Source organism: Bradyrhizobium sp. BR 10261 (genome assembly GCF_019455395.1).
Lineage (GTDB): Bacteria > Pseudomonadota > Alphaproteobacteria > Rhizobiales > Xanthobacteraceae > Bradyrhizobium > Bradyrhizobium manausense.
Map to the genome: position 1 here is coordinate 315,737 of NZ_JACOFQ010000003.1, position 21,809 is coordinate 337,545.

Consider the following 21,809-nt stretch of genomic DNA (forward strand, 5'->3'; position numbering starts at 1 on the left):
GCAACAATGGGTGGCGCTATGACGGAGGCAATTCGCGGGTTCTGGGTGGCGTCGGCAACGCCGCTGGCGGCAGACGGCGGTGTAGATTCCGTCAAGCTTGCCGCCCATGCCAAGCAGCTGTTCGGCAAGGGCGTGGACGGCGTCGTGCTGTTCGGAACCACCGGCGAGGGCACCTCCTTCAATGTCACCGAGCGTGTCGCGACCATCGAAGCTGTGCTCAAGGCCGGCGTGCCGGCGGATCGCATTGGCATCGGCGGTGGCTTTCCTGCGATCAGCGACAGTATCGCACTGGCGCGCGCCGTGCTCGGTCTTGGCCTGCGGCACATTCTGATCCTGCCGCCGTATTTCGATCGCAGCGCCACGCCTGAAGGTATCGAAGATGCCTTCGCCGCCGTCATCGACGGCGCAGCCGATGATCGCCTGCGTGCCTATCTCTATCACATCCCACAGATATCAGGCGTCGCGATCCCGACACGCGTCGCCGCGAGTCTGCGCAAGCGTTACGGCAAGGTGGTAGCGGGCCTGAAGGACTCCAGCGGCGATTTCAAACAATTCCAGGCCTTCCGTGCAGCGGCGCCCGAGCTCGCCATCACGGTCGGCAACGAAACCGACATCGCGCGCGCGATCGCTGGTGGCGGCGCCGGCACCATCTGCGGCATGGCCAATATCGCGCCGGAGCTGGTCAAGGCGATGATCGACGGCAAGGACGTCGAGGCGCGCATGCAGGCCGCTGTCGATATCGTGGTGAAGTCGCCGTCTTTCCTGACGACGTTGAAGGCCATCCTCGCCGCGCAGACCGGGGACGCCGGCTGGCTCCGCGTGCGTCCGCCGCTGCGCGCTTTGTCTGACGGAGCCGCGCTCAAGGCGAAGCTCGACGAGCTGACCCGCCCTGTGCTCGTCTAAGATCGGGCAAAGCTGCGACACGTTCCCGCGAATTCGCGAGCGCGTGTCGCGATAGCCTTTTCGCGCTGATCTCAGTCTTAGAACCATTCAACACTAGAGCTATTCAAGTCCGCGGACGGTTCTCTTCATTCGCAGCCGCTGCTAGATGCGCGAGCGTCAATGCTGTGACTTGGAAGTGAATCGAAAGTGCGTGCCCTTGCGGATGGCTCTCGCGTCAGAGGTCATCGAAATCGCGCCGGCAAAAGCGGTGCCAGCCTTTTCATCGGCGCAGCCCTGCTGCTCCCTGAAATTCCTCTCAACCCCGCGATCGCGCAGGCGCAAACAGCGCTCCCGCCGGTGAATGTGGACGCACCGGCGTCGCGGCCGAAACCGTCGCGCGCGTCGCAGCAGTCCCGACAACGGACGCAGGCGCTTGCGCGCCGCACCCCAACGGTCATTCCGCCCGCGCTCCCGACATTGTCGGAAAGCGCCGCGGCGGAAGCTGCCGCACAACAGGCCGCAAAGCTCGGTTATCGCGCGATGCCGAGCGCGAGCACGTTGCGCTCGGGCGCATCGCCGCTCGACACCTCACAATCCGTCAACGTCGTGCCTGCGCAGGTCCTGAAGGATCAGTTGCCCCGCAATATCGACGATGCGCTGGTCAACATCAGCGGCATCACCCAGACCAATACGCTCGCCGGCACCCAGGATGCGGTGATCCGCCGCGGCTTCGGCGACAACCGCGACGGCTCGATCATGCGCAACGGCATGCCGCTGGTGCAGGGGCGAAGCCTGAATGCCGGGGTCGAGAGCGTCGAGGTGCTGAAAGGGCCGGCCTCGCTGCTCTATGGGATCATGGATCCCGGCGGCATCGTCAATACCATCAGCAAGCGGCCGGAGTTGTACCAGCACGGCTCGGTCACGCTGCTCGGCTCGACCTATGCGAACAACCGCAACGGTGCCGATGGCACGCTCGACATCACCGGACCGATCGGCGATGGCGGGCTCGCATATCGCTTCATCGGTTACGGCGTCAGCGAAGACTATTGGCGCAATTTCGGCCGTCACCGGGAAATGCTGGTGAACCCGTCGCTCGCCTGGTACGGCGAGACCACGACGGTCCAGCTCACCTATGAGCATCGGGAGTTTATCACCCCGTTCGATCGCGGCACCGCTTTCGTCAAGGGCGCGCCGCTGGCGATCCCGGCGACGCGCCGGCTGGATGAGCCCTTCAACAACATGTGGGGCACGTCCGATCTGGTGCAGGGCTCGGTCGAGCAGAAGCTCGATGATCATTGGAAGGTCACCGCGGCCTACAGCTACAACACCGAGACCTACAGCGCCAATCAGCTCCGGATTACCGGCGTCAATGCTGCGACCGGTATCGAGACCCGCAGCAATGACGGCACGCAGAACTCGCTGAGCAATGCCAGCTACGGCACATCCTACATGCAGGGCGACGTCTGGGTCGGCGGCTTCCGCAACGAAATCCTGTTCGGCGGCGAGGCGATGTATCGAACCATCGATCGCCACGATTTGATCCGCCAGGCGACGCCGAGTTTCAATTTCTACAACCCGGTCTACGGGCGCGTCATGCCCGGCACGACCATCTCGGCGACCGACAGCGAGCAGACCGACAAGCTCGGCACCCGCGGCTTGTTCGCGCAGGACACGTTCCATCTCACCAACTGGCTGACCGTCGTCGGCGGCGTGCGCTGGATGGAATACGAGCAGCTCGCCGGAAAGGGCCGGCCTGTCTTCGTCACCAACACCAACCTTTCCGGCGACAAGGTGCTGCCGCTCGGCGGTGTCATCGTCAAGCTGAACGACGAGCTCTCTTACTATGTGAGCTACACGCAGTCGCTGAAGCCGACCTCGACCATTGCGCTCTTCACCGGTGCACCTATCGGCTTCGTCGTCGACTCCACCATTGCGCCTGAAGAAGGCACGCAATGGGAGACCGGCGTCAAGTTCGACGCCAACAAGCGGCTGTCCGGCACGCTTGCGGTCTACGACATCGAGAAGAAGAACGTGCTGGTCGCCGATCCCTTTAGCAGCGGTACGGTCTTGGTACGAACATCCGCGAAGGCGCGGTCGCGCGGTGTCGAACTGGACGTCACCGGCCGGCTGACCGACGAATGGAGCATGATTGGCAGCTACGGCTATACCGACGCGCGCCTGATCAACGATCCCGTCGCCGGCAACGCAAAATTGCTGAACGCCGCGATGAACACGGCCTCGCTCTATCTGGTCTACGATTTCGGCGGCCGGCTCCCCGGTCGCCTGCGACTCGGCGGCGGCGCACATTATGTCGGTGACCGGCCCGGCGACTCCGCCAACACGTTCTTCCTTCCCGCCTATACCGTCGCGGACATCTTCGCGACCTACGACACCAGGGTCGACAAGGTGCCCGTGACCTATCAGTTCAACGTCAAGAATCTGTTCGACAAGGTCTACTACACCTCCACCACCGGAAACGCCCTGAACGTCGCGATGGGCGATGGCCGCCGAATCTCGCTGTCGGCGACGGTGAATTTCTAGCCATGGCGATACGACATCCGGCCGGACGCAAGATCAGGGCCGCGCTGCTCCAGGTCCATTCCATCGCGGGCCTCGGGCTCGCGCTGCTGCTCTCCTTGATCGCGCTCACCGGCGCGGTCATAAGCTTCGAGGACGAGATCGTCGACCATCTGAACGCAGACGTCATGCAGGTCGCGCCGCGCGCGATGCCGGCGCTGTCACCGGACGAACTGGTGTCGCGCCTGAAGGTCGTGCCAGATGTTGGCAGGGTCGCCGGCATGACGCTCTCGAGCGATCCTGCGGCCGCCGTGCACATCCGCTTCGCGCGCGACGAGCCCGGCGGGCGGCCGTCGTCGCTCTATGTCGATCCCTATGACGGCCACGTGCTGGGTGTCCCGCGTGGCGAGGAATTTTTTGCGACGGTGCGCCGGCTGCATCGCTGGTTGCTGATATCGGGCGATGGCAAGGGATGGGGACGCCAGATCACAGGTGTTGCGGCGCTGGGCCTGATCCTGATGCTGGTCTCGGGCCTCGTTCTGCGCTGGCCGCGCCGCGCGAGCAGCATGAAGATGTGGCTGAAGCCGAATCTTGCGCTCACCGGCCGTGGCCTGCACCATTCGCTGCATGCCGTCATCGGCACCTGGGTGCTGCCGGTCTATCTGGTGATGGCGATCACCGGGCTCTGGTACTCGTTCGACTGGTACAAGGACGGCGTCGTCTGGTTGCTGGCACGCCCGCACGTGGCGGCGGCGAAGATGCAGCCGAAGCAGCCGCGTCCAGCCGGCAGTGCCGAGACGGCGGAGGCCGTCGGGTTCGATCGCGCATGGTCGACCATCCAGCGAGAGGAGATCAGCGGTTTCGCCAAGGTTCAGCTTCTGCATCAGGCAGGTCCGGGCACGGTGATGCGGATCCGGTCGTGGCCAAAGGGCTCCACGCTCGAAAGCGAGCGCGACGAATTCCGCATCGACGCAGCGACAGGCCAGGTGATCTCCTCGGAACGCTACGCCGACAAGACGCTGGGCGAAAAAGCCATCGCGGGCGTGTTCGACATCCACCGCGGCGCGATCCTGGGCTGGCCCGGCAAGCTTGCGTTCATGATTGCCGCGGCGCTGATGCCACTGTTCGCGGCTACTGGCGTGCTCCTGTACCTGTCGCGCCGGAAGCTGCGGCCGTCACGCCAGCGCGCAGCGCTCGGCGATGATGCCGCCGATGGCGCGGGTGAACGGCAGGTTGCAGCCCTCGGCAATACCAAGCGCTAGCTCGACGGCGTTGAGCCGCGGCAGGCCCGCCAGATCGCTCGCCTGCTGCAGCGATTTGCGCATCCCGAGCTTGACCGGAAGCGCCGCATAACCAAGGCCGGCTTTGACGGCGCCGACCAGCGCGGAAAGGCTGCGCGCCTCGCAGGCGATGCTGCAATCCCGCCCCATCAGGCGCAGGCTGCGCAGGGCTTCGCCACGATAGGCGCAGCCGTCCGCAAAGGCCACCAGCGGAACGGCATCGTCGGACCGGTCTGGCGCCGGCGCCTTGCCGAACCATGCCATTGGTTCGAACGCGATCGCGGCGTCCGCGGCGTTCGAGGGAGCGCGCTTGTAGAAGGCGAGATCGAGCCGCCCATGGTCGACGTCTTCGGCGAGTCGAGCCGACAGTTCGGTGCGTACCGATAGTTGTGCCCTGGGAAAGCGCGAGCGGATCTCGCCGACGGCAGACGCGAAATCGCGCTCGAGAAAATCGGCGGGCATGCCGAGCCTGATCGGCGCGTCCGAGGCTGGCCGGCGCATCGCGTTAACGGCACGCTCGTTGAGCGCGATCATCTCCCGCGCATGCGCGACGAGCTCGGCGCCCTTCACGGTTGGCCCGAGCACCCGGCCGCGCGCCCGCTCCAGCAAGGGATGGCCGACCATGGCTTCGAGCCGGGCGATCTGCAGGCTGATCGCGGATTGCGATCGCCCCAATCGCTCCGCCGCGCGCGAAAAGCTGTTGAGCTCGACGATGGCGAGCAGTGCGCGGAGCGTATCGAGATCGAGGGTCGTCGGCATGGAAAGCTCCGGCGCGGCGGACGGTCAGAATGAGATTTATCAATCAAGCCATTGCAGAAATCAATTTCTCCCATGAGGCAGGCTCGCGCTATCAGGCATGCGCGCCAGTCGCAACCAGAGGCGCGGGGGAAACACATGCAGCGCCGCAACGTCCTGAAGGGTCTGGGTCTGACCGCTACCGCCGCTATCACGAACACTGCGGCGTTCGCGCAAGGCGCGGGAAGCGCTGCCGGCACTTCGCCATCGCCCTGGCCTTCACCGCAACTGGCGACCGGTAGCCGCCTCGGCCATTGCCGCATCGGCAACGGATCCACGGTGTGCGTGGTGCTGCACGAATGGCTTGGCGATCACGTCAATTGGGAGCCGGTGCTGCCTTATCTCGATCCGGCACGCTGCACCATCGTGTTTGTGGATCTCAGGGGTTACGGCTGGTCGCGCGGCGTGAGCGGCAGCTACACGCTGGATGAGGCTGCGGCCGACGTGCTGCGTACCGCCGATGAGCTCGCCATCACCCGTTTCCATCTTGTCGGTCACTCGATGTCCGGTCTGGTGGCGCAGAAGATCGCGCTTCAGGCCGGGAGCCGGCTTCAGACCGTGACGCTGTTCTCGCCGGTGCCGCCGACCGGCTTCCGCGCTGACGAGGCGGCGATGAAGGCGCTCAACGCCGTCATCGATGAGGACGAAGCGGCCGGGCGCGCGATCACGGCCCGCACCTCCAGCCGCTATGGTGCCGGCTGGTTGCGCCGCAAGCTCGCCATCGCGCGCCAGGCCTCGACGGTCGAGGCCAAGCGCGGCTATCTCACCATGTTCACGTCCTCCGCCATATCAGGCGAAACCCATGGGCTGGCCGCACCCGTGCATGTCGTGACCGGCGCGCTGGATATTCCGTTCTATCGCGGCGAGCCGCTACGCGATGCCTTTGCGCTCGCTTATCCCCGCGTCACCTTTGAGACCATCGACGACGCCGGACATTATTCCATGCTGGAGACCCCGGTGCGGGTTGCCAGCATCATCGAGAAGCAGTTGGCGGGCTGATCGGCCGCCATGCGGCCGAGTGACTAGCCAAGCTCGCTGCAATCGTTCAAAAGCCCATGGCCTGTCCTTACCAGGGTTCACGCCATGAAGCTTACGACCGTCACTCCCGCCGATATCCGCCGCGCGCTCTTGCTGCGCGAGGAGATTGCGCTGCTCGATGTCAGGTTCGAGGCCGCCTTCGCCACCGGCCATCCGCTGTTTGCCGCCAACATGGCCGTGGACCGGATCGCGATCGAGGCCGAGGTGCGGCTGCCGCGCAAGAACGTGCCGGTGGTGCTCTATGACGATGGCGAGGGGTTGGTCGCTGCAGGCGCCGAACGCCTCGCCGCGCTCGGCTACAGCAATGTCCGCGCGCTCGATGGCGGGCTGAGGTCCTGGCGTGCGGCGGGCTACGAGGTGTTCGAGGACGTCAATTCCTATTCAAAGGCATTCGGCGAGCTGGTCGAGGCGCGCCGTCACACGCCCTCGCTCGGCGCCGACGAGGTGGCAAAGCTGATCGCGGACAAGGCCAACATTGCCATCCTCGATGTCCGTCGCTTCGACGAATATGCGACCATGAATATCCCGGGCTCGATCAGCGTGCCCGGTGCCGAGCTGGTGCTAAGGGCCGGGCAAGCTGCGCCCGATCCAGACACCACCATCATCGTCAATTGCGCCGGGCGCACCCGCTCGATCATCGGCACCCAATCGCTGATCAATGCCGGCGTGCCCAACAAGGTGCGGGCGCTGCGCAACGGCACGATCGGCTGGACGCTGGCGCGGCACACGCTCGATCACGGCGCGGACAGGCGCGGCGCGATCGGCTCGTTCGAGGGCGGCCCGGCCAATGCGCGCGACGTCGCCTATCGCGCCGGCGTCCGCCATATCGGGGCGAACGAGATGGCGGCGCTGGTTGCCGATAGCAGCCGGACGCTCTATCGCTTCGACGTGCGCGGCGCCGAGGAATATGCGGCCGGTCACCTCCAGGGCTTTCGCCACTATCCCGGCGGCCAGCTGGTGCAGGAGACCGACATGGCAGCACCCGTGCGCGGCGCGCGCATTGTGCTGACCGACGACAAGGGTGTGCGCGCCGACATGACGGCGTCCTGGCTCGCGCAGATGGGCTGGGAGGTTTATGTTCTTGAAGGCGGCTATGATGGCCCGCTCGAGGCCAGCCCGCCGCTGGTGCTGCCGAAGCCCGATCCGGCGCATCGCTACCGCAGGCCCTATGAGGGCACTGATGTTGCGGAGACGGCGATGCAGGCCTATCTCGACTGGGAATATGGCCTCGTCGAGCAGCTGCGCCGCGACGGCACGCACGGGTTTTATGTGATCTGACTACCACCAGGCGACGATATCCCCGTATCCAAACCCTATTGTGCTCAGCCTCGTCCACGGTCTAAGAGCTGCGGCAAAGCCGTCATTTCAGGAGATTCCATGCCAGCCCCAGGCCAGAGCCCTGAGCGGAGCGCGAAGGCGCTGCTGCTTGAAGGTGTCAACGATAGCGCCGTGGATCTGTTCAAGAGCGCAGGCTTCACCAATGTCGAGCGTCTGACCAAGGCGCTGGATGGCGAGGCGCTGCGCCAGGCGCTCAAGGGCGTGTCGCTGCTCGGCATCCGCTCCCGCACCCAGATCACCGACGAGGTGCTGGAAGCGGCCGACGGGCTGCTCGCGGTCGGGTGCTTCAGCGTCGGCACCAACCAGGTTGATCTGCTGGCGGCGCGCAAGCGCGGCATTCCCGTGTTCAACGCGCCGTTCTCCAACACCCGCAGCGTCGCCGAGCTCGTGATCGGCGAGATCGTGATGCTGCTGCGGCAGATTTTTCCACGCTCGGTATCGGCCCATGGGGGCGGCTGGGACAAGTCGGCGGCCGGCAGCCGCGAGGTGCGCGGTCGCACGCTCGGCATCATCGGCTATGGCAATATCGGCTCGCAGCTCTCGACGCTGGCCGAAGCCATGGGCATGCGGGTGATCTATTACGACCGCACCGACAAGCTCCGCCACGGCAACACCGAGCCGGTGGAGAAGCTGGAAGAGCTGCTGGCGCAGAGCGACATCGTCAGCCTGCACGTGCCGGAGACGCCGGAAACCGCGGGCATGATCGGCGAGAAGGAGCTGCGGGCGATGAAGCCCGGCGCGTTCCTGATCAACAACAGCCGCGGCACGGTGGTCGATCTCGATGCGCTCGCGGGCGCCTTGCGCGATGGCCACATCGCCGGTGCCGCCATCGACGTGTTTCCGGTCGAGCCGTCGTCGAATTCGGAGCGCTTCAAGAGCCCGGTACAGGGCCTTGGCAACGTCATCCTCACTCCGCATATCGGCGGCTCGACCGAGGAGGCGCAGGAGCGCATCGGCGGCGAGGTGGCGCGCAAGCTGGTCGACTATTTCATCACCGGCTCGACGATGGGCGCGGTGAATTTCCCGGAGGTGCAGCTGCATCTGCGCCCCTCGGGCGCGCGTTTCAGCCACGTCCATCGCAACGTGCCGGGCATGCTGCGCCGGCTGAACGAGGTCTTCCTCCAGCGCGATATCAACATCGCCGCGCAATATCTGGAGACTGCCGGCGACCTCGGCTATGTCGTGCTCGATGCCGACCTTAACGGCGCGGACTCCGGCGCGCTGCTGGCGCAGATCCGCGCCCTCGAAGGCACGGTCGGCGCGCGGCTGGTGTTCGAGCACTAGGCATGATCCGGACCCGAAGGGCCGCGTTAGCGCAAAGTGTGAAGCGATGTTCCGGAAAGATCATGCTCAAACAAAGAGCTAAAGCGCGATGACGATTCAACCCAATCTCATCGCGCTTTAGGTCCCGTCACGTTCCGGTTGCATTGTCCGGCCTAAACTCTCTAAACTGTACCGGCTTCGACGTGTTCCAGTCACGTCGGATTTGAGCTTCAGTTGCGCGAGTGTCCGCCATGGAACGCGACGCCGTCCTGATCGATCTCGCACTTCAAGGCGGCGGTTCGCACGGCGCTTTCTCCTGGGGCGTGCTCGACCGCCTGCTGGAGGAGGAGTGGCTCACCATCGCCGCGATCTCCGGCACGTCGGCCGGCGCGATGAATGCGGCGGTGCTGGCGGACGGCTGGACCGCCGGCGGCGCCGAGGGCGCGCGCAAGGCGCTGGAACGATATTGGCGCCGAGTCTCGAAGGCTGCCGCCTTCAGCCCATTGCAGCGCTCACCGCTCGACCGGTTGATGGGACGCTGGACACTCGATACCTCGCCCTTCTACATCCTCACCGACCTGATGTCGCGGGTGCTGTCACCCTACGATCTCAATCCGACCGGCTACAATCCGCTGCGCGCGGTGCTGGCGGAGAGCATCGACTTCGAACGGCTCGCGCGCTCGCCGATCCAGCTCTTCGTCACCGCGACGCGCGTGCGCACGGGTCGCGGCCGCATCTTCCGCAATGCCGAGATCACCGCCGACGTGCTGCTCGCGTCGGCCTGCCTGCCGACCATGTTTCGCGCGATCGAGATCGACGGCGAGCCTTACTGGGACGGCGGCTATGCCGGCAACCCGACCATCACGCCGCTGGTTCGCGAGAGCGACGCGCATGACACGATACTCGTTCAGATCAATCCAACCGAACGGCCGGAAGTGCCGCGCACCGCGGCGGAGATCCTCAACCGGCTCAACGAAATCTCCTTCAACTCGCCGCTGATGAAGGAGTTGCGCATGATCGCGCTGCTGCGCCAGGCCGCCGATCCCGGCAGCGGCGAGGGGGCGCGCTGGGCGAAGATGCGGACCCACCGGGTCAAGAGCGACATGCTGGCGAAGTTTGGCGCTTCGTCGAAGCTCAATGCGGAATGGGAGTTTGTCTCGCTGCTCCGCGCCGAGGGACGCCTGGCCGCGGATGCGTTTCTCCGCGAGCACGGCGCCGATGTCGGCCGGCAATCGACAGCCGATCTCGATGTTCTCCTGGCGGAGTGTTGAGGCATGGGTCTTCTCGGCCTGCTCGTCGGGCTCGGCCTGCTGGTGCTGTTCGCCTTTCGCGGCTGGAGCGTGCTTCTGCTCGCGCCCTTCGCCGCGCTGGTGGCCGCGTTGTTTGGCGGCGAGCCGCTGCTGGCGAACCTCACCCAGGTGTTCATGACCAATGCGGCAGCATTCCTTGCGCAGTTCTTTCCGATCTTCCTGCTCGGCGCCGTATTCGGCAAGCTGATGGATGACAGCGGCGCGGTGACATCGGTGGCCGACTTCATGGCCAAGCGTCTCGGTGAGCGCCGCGTGATCCTGGCCGTGGTGCTGGCCGGCGCCGCGGTGACTTACGGTGGCGTCAGCCTGTTCGTCGCGTTCTTCGTCATCGTGCCGATGGCCCGCTCGCTTTTTCGCGCGGCTGAAATTCCGCGCCGTCTGATTCCCGCTGCCATCGTGCTGGGGACGTCGACCTTCACCATGTCGGCTTTGCCGGGCACGCCGTCGATCCAGAATGCGATCCCGATGCCGTTCTTCGGCACGACGCCCTTTGCCGCGCCGGGCCTCGGGATCGTCGCATCTCTGATCATGCTCATGACCGGTTTGTGGTGGCTGCATCGCGCGGAGGCCAAGGCCAGGCGCGCCGGCGAGGGCTATGGCGACGAAGTCGAGGATGTGACCGAGCGCGCCGCGTCCGACGAGCTCGTGCGCGAGCGTGCGACGACGGCGCGAGAGTTCGATCCGGCGGAGCTGCAACATGGCCATCGCAGCGACCAGGCATCACCGATCCTGAACGCCGTCCTGCCGTTGATCGTCGTCGTGGCCGCCAATCTCTTGATGTCGCTCGTGGTGCTGCCGCGGCTCGATGTCAGCTACCTTGCCGAGCAACGCTTTGGCGAGACGTCGCTCGCAGCGGTTGCCGGCGTCTGGTCGGTCGCCGTTGCGCTAACCGCCGCCATCGTCACGACCATCGTGCTGAACTGGTCCCGCCTGCCGGCATTGCGGCAGACCATGGACGCCGGCGCGAACGCGTCGGTGCTACCCGCATTCAGCGTCGCGAGCCTGGTCGGGTTCGGCGCGGTCGTTGCCGCGCTGCCGGCGTTCACGACCGTGCGCGACTGGGTGCTCGCGATCGAAGGTGGCCCACTGGTCTCGCTGGCGGTCGCGACCAACATCCTGGCCGCGCTGACCGGCTCTGCGTCGGGCGGCTTGACCATCGCTCTCGACGCGCTCGGCCAGACCTATGTGGAGCTGGCGTGGCGCACCGGCATCGACCTTGCCCTGATGCATCGCGTCGCTGTGATCGGCTCGGGAACGCTCGACATCCTGCCGCACAACGGCGCGGTGGTGAGCCTGCTCGCAATCTGCGGCCTGACGCATCGCGACAGCTATTTCGACATCGTGATGGTCGGCATCGTGACGTCGCTGCTCGCACTGGTGGCCGTGATCGCCTTGGGCAGCGTGCTGGGTTCGTTTTGAGACGATTGCGCAGGCGGTGGCGGGCGGCCTCGGCGGCCGTCAAGCGTGACGGCCGCGACAATTTCGTGGTTGTTTTCTGCTAGTGCGCGCCGCCCCCGCCGGCCGCCTTCACCCGCCGCGTCAGCAGCACCGCGATCGCGGCCAGCACCAGCACCACGCCGATCACCGCAAAGGTGTCGGAGAAGCCCATCACCAGCGCCTGACGCTTCACCGTCTTGCCGAGCGCGATGATCGCCTGCTCGCGTGCGGCGTTGGGGTCGGGCACGCCGTGGGCGATGAAATAGTCCGTCATCTGCGCGATGCGGGTGCGGACTTCCTCGCGGCCGAGCGTCACGGAATGGCCGATGATGTTGGAGTGGAACTGTTCGCGCTTGGTGACGATCGTCGCCAGCACGGCCGTGCCGATGGCGCCGCCGAGATTGCGCATCATGTTGGAGATGCCGGAGGCCGCGGGCGCGTCCTGCGGCGCGACGCTGCCGAGGCTGAGCGCGGACAGCGGCGCCAGCGTCAGCGCCTGGCCGACGGCACGCACGACGTTCGGTATGAAGAACTGGTCGCCGGAATAGTCGAGCGACATCTCGATGTTCAGGAAAGAGCTCACCGCGAACAGCAAGAGGCCGACGGTCGCGATGTAGCGCGCGTCGAAGCGCTGCATCAGCTTCGGCACCAGCGGAATCAGCAGCAGCTGCGGCAGGCCGGTCCAGGCCAGCACATTGCCGATCTGCTCGGCATTGTAGCCCTGCACCTGGCCGAGATAGGCCGGCAGCAGATAGACCGAGCCGAACAGCGCAAAGCCGAGGAACACCGCGGCGATGGTGCCGACGCCGAAATTCCACTGCGTCAGCAAGCGGAGGCGAAGCAGCGGCTTCTCGACCACGAGCTCGATGGTGATGAACAGCGACAGGCTGATCGCGGCGATGACCGCAAGCCGCACGATGAAGGGCGAGCCGAACCAGTCGTTCTTGTTGCCTTCCTCGAGCACGGCCTGCAGCGAGGCGAGGCCGACGGCCATGGTGGCGATGCCGAACCAGTCGCCTTCACGCAGCAAGGTGAGATTCAGGGGCGCACGTTCCAGGGTGAGGAACAGAATGCTCACCATGACTGCCGTCGGCAGCACGTTGACGAAGAAGATGGTCTGCCAGCCGTAATTCTCGGTGAGATAGCCGCCGATGGTCGGGCCGATCGCCGGCGCGAACGTCACGGCCAGCGAGAACATCGCGAGCCCGATCGGCTGCTGGCCCTTCGGCAGCTTGGTGAAAACCAGCGTGAAGGCCATCGGGATCAGCACGCCGCCGAAGAAGCCCTGGAAGCCGCGCATCGCGATCATCGACGGCAGATCGTGGGTGAAGGCACAGGCGACCGAGAACGCCGCAAACAGCGAGGCAAAGCTCAGCATGATATTGCGGAACGAGAACACCCGTGACAGATAGTCGGTCAGCGGAATCACGATGATCTCGCCGATCAGGTACGACGTTGAGATCCAGGATCCGTTGTCGACACCGGTGCCGATGCCGCCCTCGATATTGAGCAGCGAGGCGTTGGTGATCTGGATGTTCAGGATCGCCATGAAAGCGCCGATCATCGCGGCGAAGACGGCGATCCAGACTGTGGCACTGGCCCTGTTGGGATCGGCGGCGACGCGATCAGGCGTCGCGGCCGGTATGGTGGGCGCTGGCGTCGAGATTGCGAGGCTGTTGGACATGGCACGACCCTCCGGAAACAAGCTTGGCTTTGGACTGCGTCGAGGGCGTCGTTGCCGCTTGCGCGGTCGGCGCTGAACGGGTTGCGATCGTCGGGATCACGGACATGCCGGGTCGCAGCTCGATCGCTGGCTGCGTTTCGGTATCCAGCGCGATCTTCACGGGGATGCGCTGCACGATCTTGGTGAAATTGCCGGTGGCGTTGTCAGGCGGTAGCAAAGCAAATTCCTGGCCGCTGGCCGGCGCGATGGAATCGACGTGGCCATGCACCACCTGGCCCGGGAACGTATCGACCTCGATCTCGACCTCTTGTCCGGCGCGGACGTGGGTGAGCTGCGTTTCCTTGAAATTGGCGACGACATAGGCGCCCTCGGCGGGCACGATCGACATCAGCTGCGTGCCGGCCTGCACGAACTGGCCGACGCGCAAGGTGCGGTTGCCGATGACGCCGTCGATCGGCGCGACGATCGTGGTGTAGCCGAGATTGAGCTCGGCCTGATGTTGAAGCGCGGCGGCGCGGGCGGCGGCGGCATTGGCCTGCGCGATCTCGGCCTTCAGCAGCTCGACCTGCTTGAGCGCGGAGGCGAGATTGGCGGTGTCGCGCTGGATCGCAGCCTCGGCGCCGGCGTTGCGCGACTGCGCCTGCTGCGCATTCTGCACGCTGCCATAGCCGGTCGCGGCGAGATCGGTGTAGCGCTTGTTCTCCTGTTGCGCGAAGATCTTTGCGGCGGTGTCGACATCGATGGTCGCCCTGGCTGCGGCGATCACCGCATCCTGAACCTCGAGCTGCGCCTGTTTGCTGGTGATCGTCGCATTCGCGGCGGCGACATCGGCCTTGGCCTGGTCGAGCGCGACGCGGAAGTCGCGTTCGTCGATCCGCGCCAGCACCTGGCCGGCTTTCACATGCTCGTTATCGCCGACCAGGACACGGTCGAGATAGCCGCTGACCTTCGGCGCGATGGTGGTGTTGTCGGCCTTCACATAGGCGTCATCGGTCGAGACCAGGAAGCGGCCGACGGTCCAGTATTCGTAGCCGTACCAGCTCGCGCCGGCGAGGGCGACGACCGCCACTCCCGCAAGCAACAGCTTGCGAAGGTTGAGCTTTCGGCGTGGGGCGGACACCGGCGTGGTGGGCATAACGCCCTCCGGCACGGGCGTTGGAACCACGGCGGCTTCGGATTTCGCTGGGTTGGTGTGGACGGTCATGGCCGCCTCCCTGAATTAGGAAACTTGACGATTTCCAAAATAGGACTAGCTTTGAGACTGTCAATGGAATGACAGGCGTCATTTAAAAACATGGCTCAGACAAAACCGTCATCAGAGTGTCGCCCACGCGGGCGGCCGCCGGTGCGTAGCGACGAGGAGACGAAGCGGATCGTCCTCGAGGCGGCGCGGCACGCCTTTGCCGTCGATGGTTACGCAGCAACCAGCACCGAGGAGCTGGCGCGTGGAGCCGGCATCTCGACCAAGACGCTGTACCGGTTGTTTCCGGGCAAGGCGGCGCTGTTCGAGGCGATGTGCGCCGACAGGCTCGAGCGGCTGCTCTCCGACGTCAATCTTCAGGCCAACAACCAGGCCGACATCGAAACAAATCTTGCTGCCGTCCTGGTCGCTTGCGCCGATCTTGCGCTCGATCCTGAAGTGGTGGCGCTGCAGCGTATGGTGCTGCAGCAATCGGCGACGTTCCCCGACCTTGCCGCGAATTTTTATCGGGATGGCATCGCCCGCACCGCGGCGGCGCTCGTGGGCTGGCTCCGCGATCAGGTCAGGAAGCAGCGCCTCGCGCTCGACAATGTCGATGAAGCGGCCGGCATGATGATCGGCATGATGGTGTCTGCGCCGCAACGCGCAGCGATCTACGCAAGCGTGACGCTGCCCTCCCGCAAGGAGATCGAGCGGCGGGCAAAGGCATGCGCCGCAATTCTGCTTGACGGCTGCCGCGGGCCGTCGCGCTAGCGACGGCAGGCTTTGACAATCCGACGAAGCTGGATTATCTATTTCGCATGCGAAATAAATCGTCTGAGGCGAAGCATCATCGGCTGATTTATTTATTGAACGTTGCGCAGCGGCGCTTGCAGCGCTGGATAGCGGCGCAGCGCTCGAGCGAAGTGACGCCGGCGCAGGCGGGGCTACTGTTTATCCTCGGCAGGGAGAATGGCGTTCTGATGGGTGAGGCGGGCGCCGCCCTAGACATGGGACCGGCCGGCATTTCTGGTCTGGTCGATCGCAGCGCTGCGGCAAGATTGGTCGAGCGGCGAGCTGACCGCGAGGACGGTCGCGCCTTTCGCGTGTGGCTGACGCCGAAGGGCCGCACTGTGCTGGCGCAGGCGAGGGCCGATACGGCTGCGATCAATGCCACCCTGACGGAAGGATTTACCAGCGCCGAGATCGATATCGTCGCGCGCTGGTTGACCAGCATTCAGGACAAGTTTCCAAGAGACTCCATAAGAGACATCGCAAGAGATCCAGAGGAATAAGAGGAGACACTCATGACCGAGCATGTGCGAGTTGAAAACAACAACGGAATTCTCACCCTTACCCTGGCGCGCCCCGACAAGAAGAACGCGCTGACGGACGCGATGTACGGCAAGCTCGCCGACACCATCGAAGCCGCCGAGTCCGATCCCTCCGTGCGCGTGCTGCTGATCCGCGGCGAGGGTGACATGTTCACCGCCGGCAATGACGTCGGCGAGTTTGCGGCCGTCGCATCAGGCAAGTCCGAAGGCAGCCGCAATGTCGGACGCTTCATCCAGTCGCTGGCGCGTTGCACGCGACCTCTTGTTGCAGCCGTGCAGGGCCGTGCCGTCGGCGTCGGCACCACAATGCTGCTGCATTGCGATCTGGTCGTGCTGGCCGAGAATACGCAGCTGTCGACGCCCTTCGTCAGCCTCGCACTGGTGCCGGAAGCTGCCTCCAGCCTCCTGATGCCGGCGCGCATCGGTTATGCCCGCGCCTATGAGATGTTCGCCCTCGGCGAGACCGTGCCGGCCAAGTCTGCGCTGGAATGGGGCCTCGCCAACCGCGTCGTGCCGCTTGACAGGCTCGATGCCGAGGCGCTCGCGCTGGCCCAGCGTCTGGCCAAACAGCCGGCCGGCGCGCTCATCGCGACCAAGAAGCTGATGCGCAATGGCGAGGCGCTGGTCGCGCAGATGAATGCCGAGGGCGAGCAGTTCGCCAGGCGTCTGCGCACCGCCGAGGCGCGCGAGGCATTCACGGCCTTTGCCGAACGGCGCCCGCCTGATTTCACGAAGGTTTCGTGACGTTCGAACCTGCCTTAAGGGTTTGGCAAAGCGGGACCGACCCGCATTTGACCAAAACCTTAACCGAACATTGGCATGTCGCGATGCAAGGTGGCCTCTCCTGGACGAAGGCCCCTTGTGACCCATGGCAATGTTTAAGAAATCGGTAAGCTCGCTGCTCCTGACCCTGATGGCCCTGTTGGCGGCCGGCGCGCTGGCTTCGACGGCGATCCAGATGGTCGGGGCCTTCGGCCGCTACAACGACAGTCTCGAGACAGCGCGGCTTGCCGCCGCCGACAAGGCGATCTTCCACGGCGTGGTAGCGCTCCGCCAGAATCGCGGCGACGCCCAGAGCGCGATCCTCGGCGAGGACGATCCGCGCGCAAAGCTCGCCGAGGCGGAGAAGGCGGAGCAGGGCGGCTATGAAGGCGTCATCGCCGCGATGGCCAGCGTCGACTTTGCCCGCCGGGACGAGCTGGCGAGCAAGCTGAAGCAGGGCTGGAGCGAGGCCGCGCCGCAATTCCAGCTGTTCTATGATGAAGCCAAACGTCCGCGCGCCGAGCGGAAGATCGAGCGCGCCAACCCCTGGTACGATGCCGTCACCAAGGTCATCGACACGGCGAACCTCGCCTCGACCGCGGTGTCGAACCGGGCCTGGATGAACGATCCCTTCATCGCCCGCATGGTCCAGGTCCGCCGCCTCGCCTGGCAGGTGCGCGACCGCTATGGCATCCATTGCTCGTCGCTGCGCTCGAACGTCAACAGCAGCAAGCCGCTCGACGACACTCAAAAGCGATCAGTGGCACAGTGGGACGGTACCATTGCCTCCGGCTGGGCCGGCATGGCCGAGTTGCTGGCAGCCCCCGATGTTCCGGCAGAATTGGTGAGCGCAGCAAGGGACGCGCAGGCCAAGACCGACGGTGTTCTCAAGCAGATCGGCGATCTCACCAGGAGTTTTGACGGCAGCGGCAAGCCTGCGATGGCAGCGGCGGATTGGAATGCGCTGTGCCAGTCGCCGTTTCCGCTCATTGTCGGTATCGCGACCACGGCGCTCGACCAGTCGATCGTGCGAGCCGAGACCGTTCAGGCCAAGGCGCTGACCAATCTCATCGTGCAGTCGCTCGCGTTCCTGCTGGCGCTGTCAGTGACGCTGGCCGGTGTCTATGTCGTGCGCAACCGCCTGATGCGTCCGGTGCGGGCCATTCTCGACGCCATCGCCCGGATCAGCGCGCGCGATTACGCAACGCCGGTTCCGCAATCCCGCTATCCCGACGAGTTCGGCACCATGGCCGCCGCGCTCGAAAGCCTGCGCGAGAGCGCGGCCATCGCGGAACGGCTCGGCCGGGAACGCGAATCGCAGCAGGCGCTGCAGCTCGCCCGCTCCGGCGCCGTGGACGAGGCATGCCGTAGCTTCGATGACACCGTGCAGGCGGTGATCCAGAGCGTCGCGGCATCGGCCAAGGAGCTCGATGCCACTGCGACCGACGTGCGCACGCTGACGTCGGAATCGAGCAGCCAGACGGCCGCGGTGTCGTCCGCCGCCGAGCAGGCCACCAACAATCTCGAAAGCATCGCGGCCGCGACCGAGGAGCTCTCGGCCTCGGTCGGCGAAATCTCCGCGCAGGTGCAGTCCAGCGCACGCGATGCGCGCGAGGCGGTGGCGCAGGTCGAGCAGACCAACGCCACCGTCGAGATCCTCGACCAGACCGCCGGCCGCATCAGCGAAGTCGTGAAGATGATCCACGCCATCGCCGGCCAGACCAATCTGCTCGCCCTAAACGCCACCATCGAGGCGGCGCGCGCCGGCGAGGCCGGGCGCGGCTTTGCGGTGGTTGCCGGCGAGGTCAAGAGCCTGGCGTCGCAGACCGCGACCGCCACCGAAGAGATTTCGCGCCAGGTCGAGGAGATCCAGAGCGCGACCGGCCAGGCCGTTGCCGCCATCCGTTCGATCGGGGGCGCCATCGGCGGCATCGACGAGAAGATGACGGCCATCGCCGCCGCCGTCGAACAGCAGCGCGCGGCCACCACCGAGATCTCGCGCAACTTCCAGCATGCGGCCCAGGGCACCCGCGAGGTCACCGACACCATCGGCAGCGTGGCCCAGCTCAACCAGGAGACCGGCAATGCCGGCACGGTGCTGTTCCAGTCCGTGACCAAGATGTCGGCCGACGCTGACCGCCTCCGCACCGCGGTGGAGGGCTTCCTCGGCGCCGTGAAGTCCGCCTAGGGCTTCTTTCCCAGCTTGATGGAACGTGGATCGGCATTGCCGGCCCTGCCCGCGACCTGTAAATGGTAGCGGTACCAAGCTCCAACGACAGGACGACAGGGAGATAATTTCGATGCCGGTCACCCCACATAAGGCTCAGCGCCCCTATCGCGGCGTGTTTCCGGTCGCACCCACCATCTTCGATGAGCGCGGCGAGCTCGATCTCGAGGGCCAGCGCCGCTGTATCGATTTCATGATCGACGCCGGCTCGAACGGCATCTGCATCCTCGCCAATTTCTCCGAGCAGTTCGTGCTGACCGATGCCGAGCGTGAGGCCGTGATGCATGTGGTGCTGGAGCATGTCGCCGGCCGCGTGCCCGTGATCGTCACCACCACCCATTTCAGCTCGGCGGTGTGCGCGGCGCGCAGCAAGCAGGCCGAGGCCGCCGGGGCCGCCATGGTGATGGTGATGCCGCCCTATCACGGCGCCACCTTCCGCGTGCCGGAGAAGGGCATCGTCGAATTCTTCAAGGTGCTCTCGGGCGCGATCACCATCCCCATCATGATCCAGGATGCGCCGGTTGCGGGCACGCCGCTGTCGGTCGAGCTGCTGGCGCGGCTGGCGCGCGAGCTCTCCAACATCCGCTATTTCAAGATCGAGGTGCCGGGCGCGGCGTCAAAGCTCCGCAGCCTGATCGAGGCCGGCGGCAAGGACATCGAGGGCCCCTGGGATGGCGAGGAAGCCATCACGCTGATGGCCGATCTCGATGCCGGCGCGACCGGCGCGATGACCGGCGGCGGCTATCCCGACGGTATCCGCCAGATCATCGATCCCTATTTCGCGGGCGACCGGGAGAAGGCGAAGGCCGCCTATGAACGCTGGCTGCCGCTGATCAATTACGAGAACCGCCAATGCGGCCTGATCGCCTGCAAGGCGATGATGCAGGCCGGCGGCGTGATCAAGTCCGACGCGGTGCGCCATCCGCTGCAACCGCTGCATCCGGCAACGCGCGCAGGATTGCTGGAACTAGCCAAGGAGCGCGACGCGCTGGCGCTGCGCTGGGGAAAGTAATTCTCTCCCTCGTTATTGCGAGCGGAGCGAAGCAATCCAGGAATGTGTCCGCGGAGACAGTCTGGATTGCTTCGCTTCGCTCGCAATGACGGGGTCTGCCAATTTCGGCTGTGAGGCGTCGAATTATCGCGGTTACGCCAGTTTCGCGCAGCCCGGCGATGGCATATTGTACGCTCGCCAACCGGCCCTGCGGAGAATCCCAAGTCATCGCGTAACAAGTCATCGCGTAACAAGACATCGCGCAACAGCTCTTCTTTTGCCGTTATCCCGAGCCAGGTTGGAGCGAACCGACAGAACAGGGAGGCAGTGCCATGACGATGAGGCCGGATCCCACCTTTCACGCATCGCCCAGGCTTGCGATGGAAGCGCCTGCGGAGAACTTTGCCTACACCTTGCTGCTCAGTCCGGATTTCTCGAAGCCGGACGCTCTCGCGGTCATCGACGTCAAGCCGGGATCGCCGACCTATAGCCAGATCGTCCACACCGTGACGATGCCCAACAAGGGCGATGAGTTTCATCACTTCGGCTGGAATGCCTGCTCCTCGGCCTTGTCGCCGCTGGCCGGACACGCCTTCATCGAGCGGCGTTATCTCATCATTCCCGGGCTGCGCTCGTCGCGGATCTACATCATCGATACCAAGCCCGATCCGACCAAGGCCAAGATCCACAAGATCATCGAACCCGAGGAAGTCTTCAAGAAGACCGGCTACTCGCGGCCGCACACCATTCATTGCGGGCCGGACGGCATCTATGTGAGCACGCTGGGTGGCGGGGGCAAGGATGGCACCAATGGCCCTCCAGGCGTCTTCATCATGGATTGCGAGACATTCGAGGTCCTTGGACGATGGGAGATCGACCGCGGTCCGCAGACGCTGCACTATGATTTCTGGTGGAACCTGCCGCGCGACTACATGGTGACGAGCGAATGGGCGTTACCGCCGCAGTTCGAGAACGGGATCGTCCCGGAGGATCTGCTGTCGAACAAATATGGCCATCGTCTCCACTTCTGGGATCTCCGCGCCCGGCGCAACGTCCAGACCATCGACCTCGGCGCCAATCATCAGATGGCGCTGGAGGTGCGGCCCGCGCACGATCCGGTTCGCGAATACGGCTTCGTTGGCGTTGTGGTCGACACCACCAACCTCGAAGCATCGATCTGGACCTGGTGGCGCGAGGGTGGAAAATTCCATGCCGAAAAGACGGCCACGATCCCTCCCGAAGCCGCGCCAAAGGAGAAGCTCCCGCCGCTGCTGCAGGGATTTGGCGCCGTGCCGCCGCTGGTGACGGACATCGACCTGTCGATGGACGACCGGTTTCTCTATGTCTCGTGCTGGGGCACGGGTGAAATGCGCCAGTACGACGTCAGTGATCCCAGAAAGCCGAAGCTTGCGGGCTCCGTCCACATCGGCGGCATCGCGCGGCGCACGCCCCATCCGAACGGCAAGGCCTTTGCGGCGGGTCCGCAGATGGTCGAGATCAGCCGCGATGGCCGGCGCGTATACTGGACCAACTCGCTCTATTCCACCTGGGACGACCAGTTCTATCCCGACGGGGTTCCGGGCGTGGAAGTCATGGCCAATGTCGGTCGCAACGGCGGCATCGAGCTCGACAGGGACTATTTCGTGAGCTTCCCCGACGGATATCGTGCGCACCAGATCAGGCTCGAGGGCGGCGACTGTTCGACCGACTCCTTTTGCTACCCGTCGGTCTAGATGGGACGCATGCGGGCCCGGCGGTTGGCTGGCTGTGG

General features: G+C 65.1%; 17 protein-coding genes. 14 read left to right on the plus strand and 3 right to left on the minus strand.

The features are described 5' to 3' along the window. The first annotated feature begins 18 nt into the window (after positions 1–18). From HYH07_RS05345 to HYH07_RS05355, 3 genes are all read left to right on the plus strand, one after another. Complete coding sequence (locus tag HYH07_RS05345; protein ID WP_220001472.1) at positions 19–903, plus strand: dihydrodipicolinate synthase family protein; 885 nt, start codon at positions 19–21, stop codon at positions 901–903. A 186-nt stretch (positions 904–1,089) separates the two neighbouring features. Continuing rightward, positions 1,090–3,423, plus strand: a complete 2,334-nt coding sequence (locus HYH07_RS05350) for a TonB-dependent siderophore receptor (protein WP_220001473.1) — start codon at positions 1,090–1,092, stop codon at positions 3,421–3,423. 2 nt (positions 3,424–3,425) lie between these two features. Continuing rightward, the gene (locus HYH07_RS05355) at positions 3,426–4,661 is read left to right on the plus strand and encodes a PepSY domain-containing protein (RefSeq protein WP_220001474.1); all 1,236 of its coding nucleotides are present in this window, start codon (positions 3,426–3,428) and stop codon (positions 4,659–4,661) included. Here the strand turns inward: HYH07_RS05355 and HYH07_RS05360 are convergent. After that, positions 4,575–5,438 carry a LysR family transcriptional regulator gene (locus HYH07_RS05360; protein WP_220001475.1) on the minus strand — a complete coding sequence of 288 codons (864 nt, stop codon included), beginning with the start codon at positions 5,436–5,438 and terminating at the stop codon, positions 4,575–4,577. The two genes, HYH07_RS05355 and HYH07_RS05360, sit on opposite strands and share 87 nt — an antisense overlap. 135 nt (positions 5,439–5,573) lie before the next feature. On the opposite strand from HYH07_RS05360, the gene HYH07_RS05365 reads away from it, so the two are divergent. The 5 genes from HYH07_RS05365 (at position 5,574) to HYH07_RS05385 (ending at position 11,842) form a co-directional block, all read left to right on the plus strand. Then, entirely contained in the window at positions 5,574–6,473 is a 900-nt protein-coding gene (locus tag HYH07_RS05365; protein WP_220001476.1) for an alpha/beta fold hydrolase, read from the plus strand. 84 nt (positions 6,474–6,557) lie between these two features. Further along, the gene (locus HYH07_RS05370; protein ID WP_220001477.1) at positions 6,558–7,790 is read left to right on the plus strand and encodes a rhodanese-like domain-containing protein; all 1,233 of its coding nucleotides are present in this window, start codon (positions 6,558–6,560) and stop codon (positions 7,788–7,790) included. 99 nt (positions 7,791–7,889) lie between these two features. After that, positions 7,890–9,134 carry a phosphoglycerate dehydrogenase gene (serA, locus tag HYH07_RS05375; protein ID WP_220001478.1) on the plus strand — a complete coding sequence of 415 codons (1,245 nt, stop codon included), beginning with the start codon at positions 7,890–7,892 and terminating at the stop codon, positions 9,132–9,134. 230 nt (positions 9,135–9,364) lie between these two features. Further along, positions 9,365–10,384 (plus strand): patatin-like phospholipase family protein, encoded by a 1,020-nt coding sequence (locus tag HYH07_RS05380; protein WP_220001479.1) that lies wholly within the window; start codon positions 9,365–9,367, stop codon positions 10,382–10,384. Between the two features lie 3 nt (positions 10,385–10,387). After that, complete coding sequence (locus HYH07_RS05385; protein ID WP_220001480.1) at positions 10,388–11,842, plus strand: GntP family permease; 1,455 nt, start codon at positions 10,388–10,390, stop codon at positions 11,840–11,842. A 79-nt stretch (positions 11,843–11,921) separates the two neighbouring features. On the opposite strand, the gene HYH07_RS05390 is transcribed toward HYH07_RS05385, so the two are convergent. Together HYH07_RS05390 and HYH07_RS05395 are read right to left on the minus strand one after the other, a co-directional pair. Then, positions 11,922–13,544 (minus strand): MDR family MFS transporter, encoded by a 1,623-nt coding sequence (locus tag HYH07_RS05390; protein ID WP_220001481.1) that lies wholly within the window; start codon positions 13,542–13,544, stop codon positions 11,922–11,924. Further along, the gene (locus HYH07_RS05395; RefSeq protein WP_220001482.1) at positions 13,486–14,748 is read right to left on the minus strand and encodes an HlyD family secretion protein; all 1,263 of its coding nucleotides are present in this window, start codon (positions 14,746–14,748) and stop codon (positions 13,486–13,488) included. The genes HYH07_RS05390 and HYH07_RS05395 overlap by 59 nt, the downstream gene beginning before the upstream one ends. A gap of 141 nt (positions 14,749–14,889) precedes the next feature. Between HYH07_RS05395 and HYH07_RS05400 the strand changes: the two genes are divergently transcribed. From HYH07_RS05400 to HYH07_RS05425, 6 genes are all read left to right on the plus strand, one after another. Continuing rightward, positions 14,890–15,498, plus strand: a complete 609-nt coding sequence (locus HYH07_RS05400; protein WP_312016640.1) for a TetR/AcrR family transcriptional regulator — start codon at positions 14,890–14,892, stop codon at positions 15,496–15,498. A gap of 47 nt (positions 15,499–15,545) precedes the next feature. Further along, the gene (locus HYH07_RS05405) at positions 15,546–16,019 is read left to right on the plus strand and encodes a MarR family winged helix-turn-helix transcriptional regulator (RefSeq protein WP_220001484.1); all 474 of its coding nucleotides are present in this window, start codon (positions 15,546–15,548) and stop codon (positions 16,017–16,019) included. A 12-nt stretch (positions 16,020–16,031) separates the two neighbouring features. Beyond that, positions 16,032–16,802, plus strand: coding sequence for an enoyl-CoA hydratase (locus HYH07_RS05410; protein WP_220001485.1), 771 nt, complete (start codon positions 16,032–16,034; stop codon positions 16,800–16,802). 124 nt (positions 16,803–16,926) lie between these two features. After that, positions 16,927–19,008, plus strand: a complete 2,082-nt coding sequence (locus tag HYH07_RS05415; RefSeq protein ID WP_220001486.1) for a methyl-accepting chemotaxis protein — start codon at positions 16,927–16,929, stop codon at positions 19,006–19,008. Between the two features lie 112 nt (positions 19,009–19,120). After that, entirely contained in the window at positions 19,121–20,059 is a 939-nt protein-coding gene (locus HYH07_RS05420) for a dihydrodipicolinate synthase family protein (RefSeq protein WP_220001487.1), read from the plus strand. A 311-nt stretch (positions 20,060–20,370) separates the two neighbouring features. After that, positions 20,371–21,771 (plus strand): selenium-binding family protein, encoded by a 1,401-nt coding sequence (locus HYH07_RS05425; protein WP_220001488.1) that lies wholly within the window; start codon positions 20,371–20,373, stop codon positions 21,769–21,771. The last annotated feature ends 38 nt before the right edge of the window (positions 21,772–21,809 follow it).

Bases quoted from the DNA above. Each gene is read 5' to 3' on its own strand.
- HYH07_RS05390 (WP_220001481.1), bottom strand. From the start codon at position 13,544: ATGTCCAACAGCCTCGCAATCTCGACGCCAGCGCCCACCATACCGGCC.
- serA (WP_220001478.1), top strand. From the start codon at position 7,890: ATGCCAGCCCCAGGCCAGAGCCCTGAGCGGAGCGCGAAGGCGCTGCTG.
- HYH07_RS05365 (WP_220001476.1), top strand. From the start codon at position 5,574: ATGCAGCGCCGCAACGTCCTGAAGGGTCTGGGTCTGACCGCTACCGCC.
- HYH07_RS05385 (WP_220001480.1), top strand. From the start codon at position 10,388: ATGGGTCTTCTCGGCCTGCTCGTCGGGCTCGGCCTGCTGGTGCTGTTC.
- HYH07_RS05395 (WP_220001482.1), bottom strand. From the start codon at position 14,748: ATGACCGTCCACACCAACCCAGCGAAATCCGAAGCCGCCGTGGTTCCA.
- HYH07_RS05380 (WP_220001479.1), top strand. From the start codon at position 9,365: ATGGAACGCGACGCCGTCCTGATCGATCTCGCACTTCAAGGCGGCGGT.
- HYH07_RS05370 (WP_220001477.1), top strand. From the start codon at position 6,558: ATGAAGCTTACGACCGTCACTCCCGCCGATATCCGCCGCGCGCTCTTG.
- HYH07_RS05355 (WP_220001474.1), top strand. From the start codon at position 3,426: ATGGCGATACGACATCCGGCCGGACGCAAGATCAGGGCCGCGCTGCTC.
- HYH07_RS05360 (WP_220001475.1), bottom strand. From the start codon at position 5,438: ATGCCGACGACCCTCGATCTCGATACGCTCCGCGCACTGCTCGCCATC.
- HYH07_RS05425 (WP_220001488.1), top strand. From the start codon at position 20,371: ATGACGATGAGGCCGGATCCCACCTTTCACGCATCGCCCAGGCTTGCG.
- HYH07_RS05345 (WP_220001472.1), top strand. From the start codon at position 19: ATGACGGAGGCAATTCGCGGGTTCTGGGTGGCGTCGGCAACGCCGCTG.
- HYH07_RS05405 (WP_220001484.1), top strand. From the start codon at position 15,546: ATGCGAAATAAATCGTCTGAGGCGAAGCATCATCGGCTGATTTATTTA.
- HYH07_RS05420 (WP_220001487.1), top strand. From the start codon at position 19,121: ATGCCGGTCACCCCACATAAGGCTCAGCGCCCCTATCGCGGCGTGTTT.
- HYH07_RS05410 (WP_220001485.1), top strand. From the start codon at position 16,032: ATGACCGAGCATGTGCGAGTTGAAAACAACAACGGAATTCTCACCCTT.
- HYH07_RS05415 (WP_220001486.1), top strand. From the start codon at position 16,927: ATGGCAATGTTTAAGAAATCGGTAAGCTCGCTGCTCCTGACCCTGATG.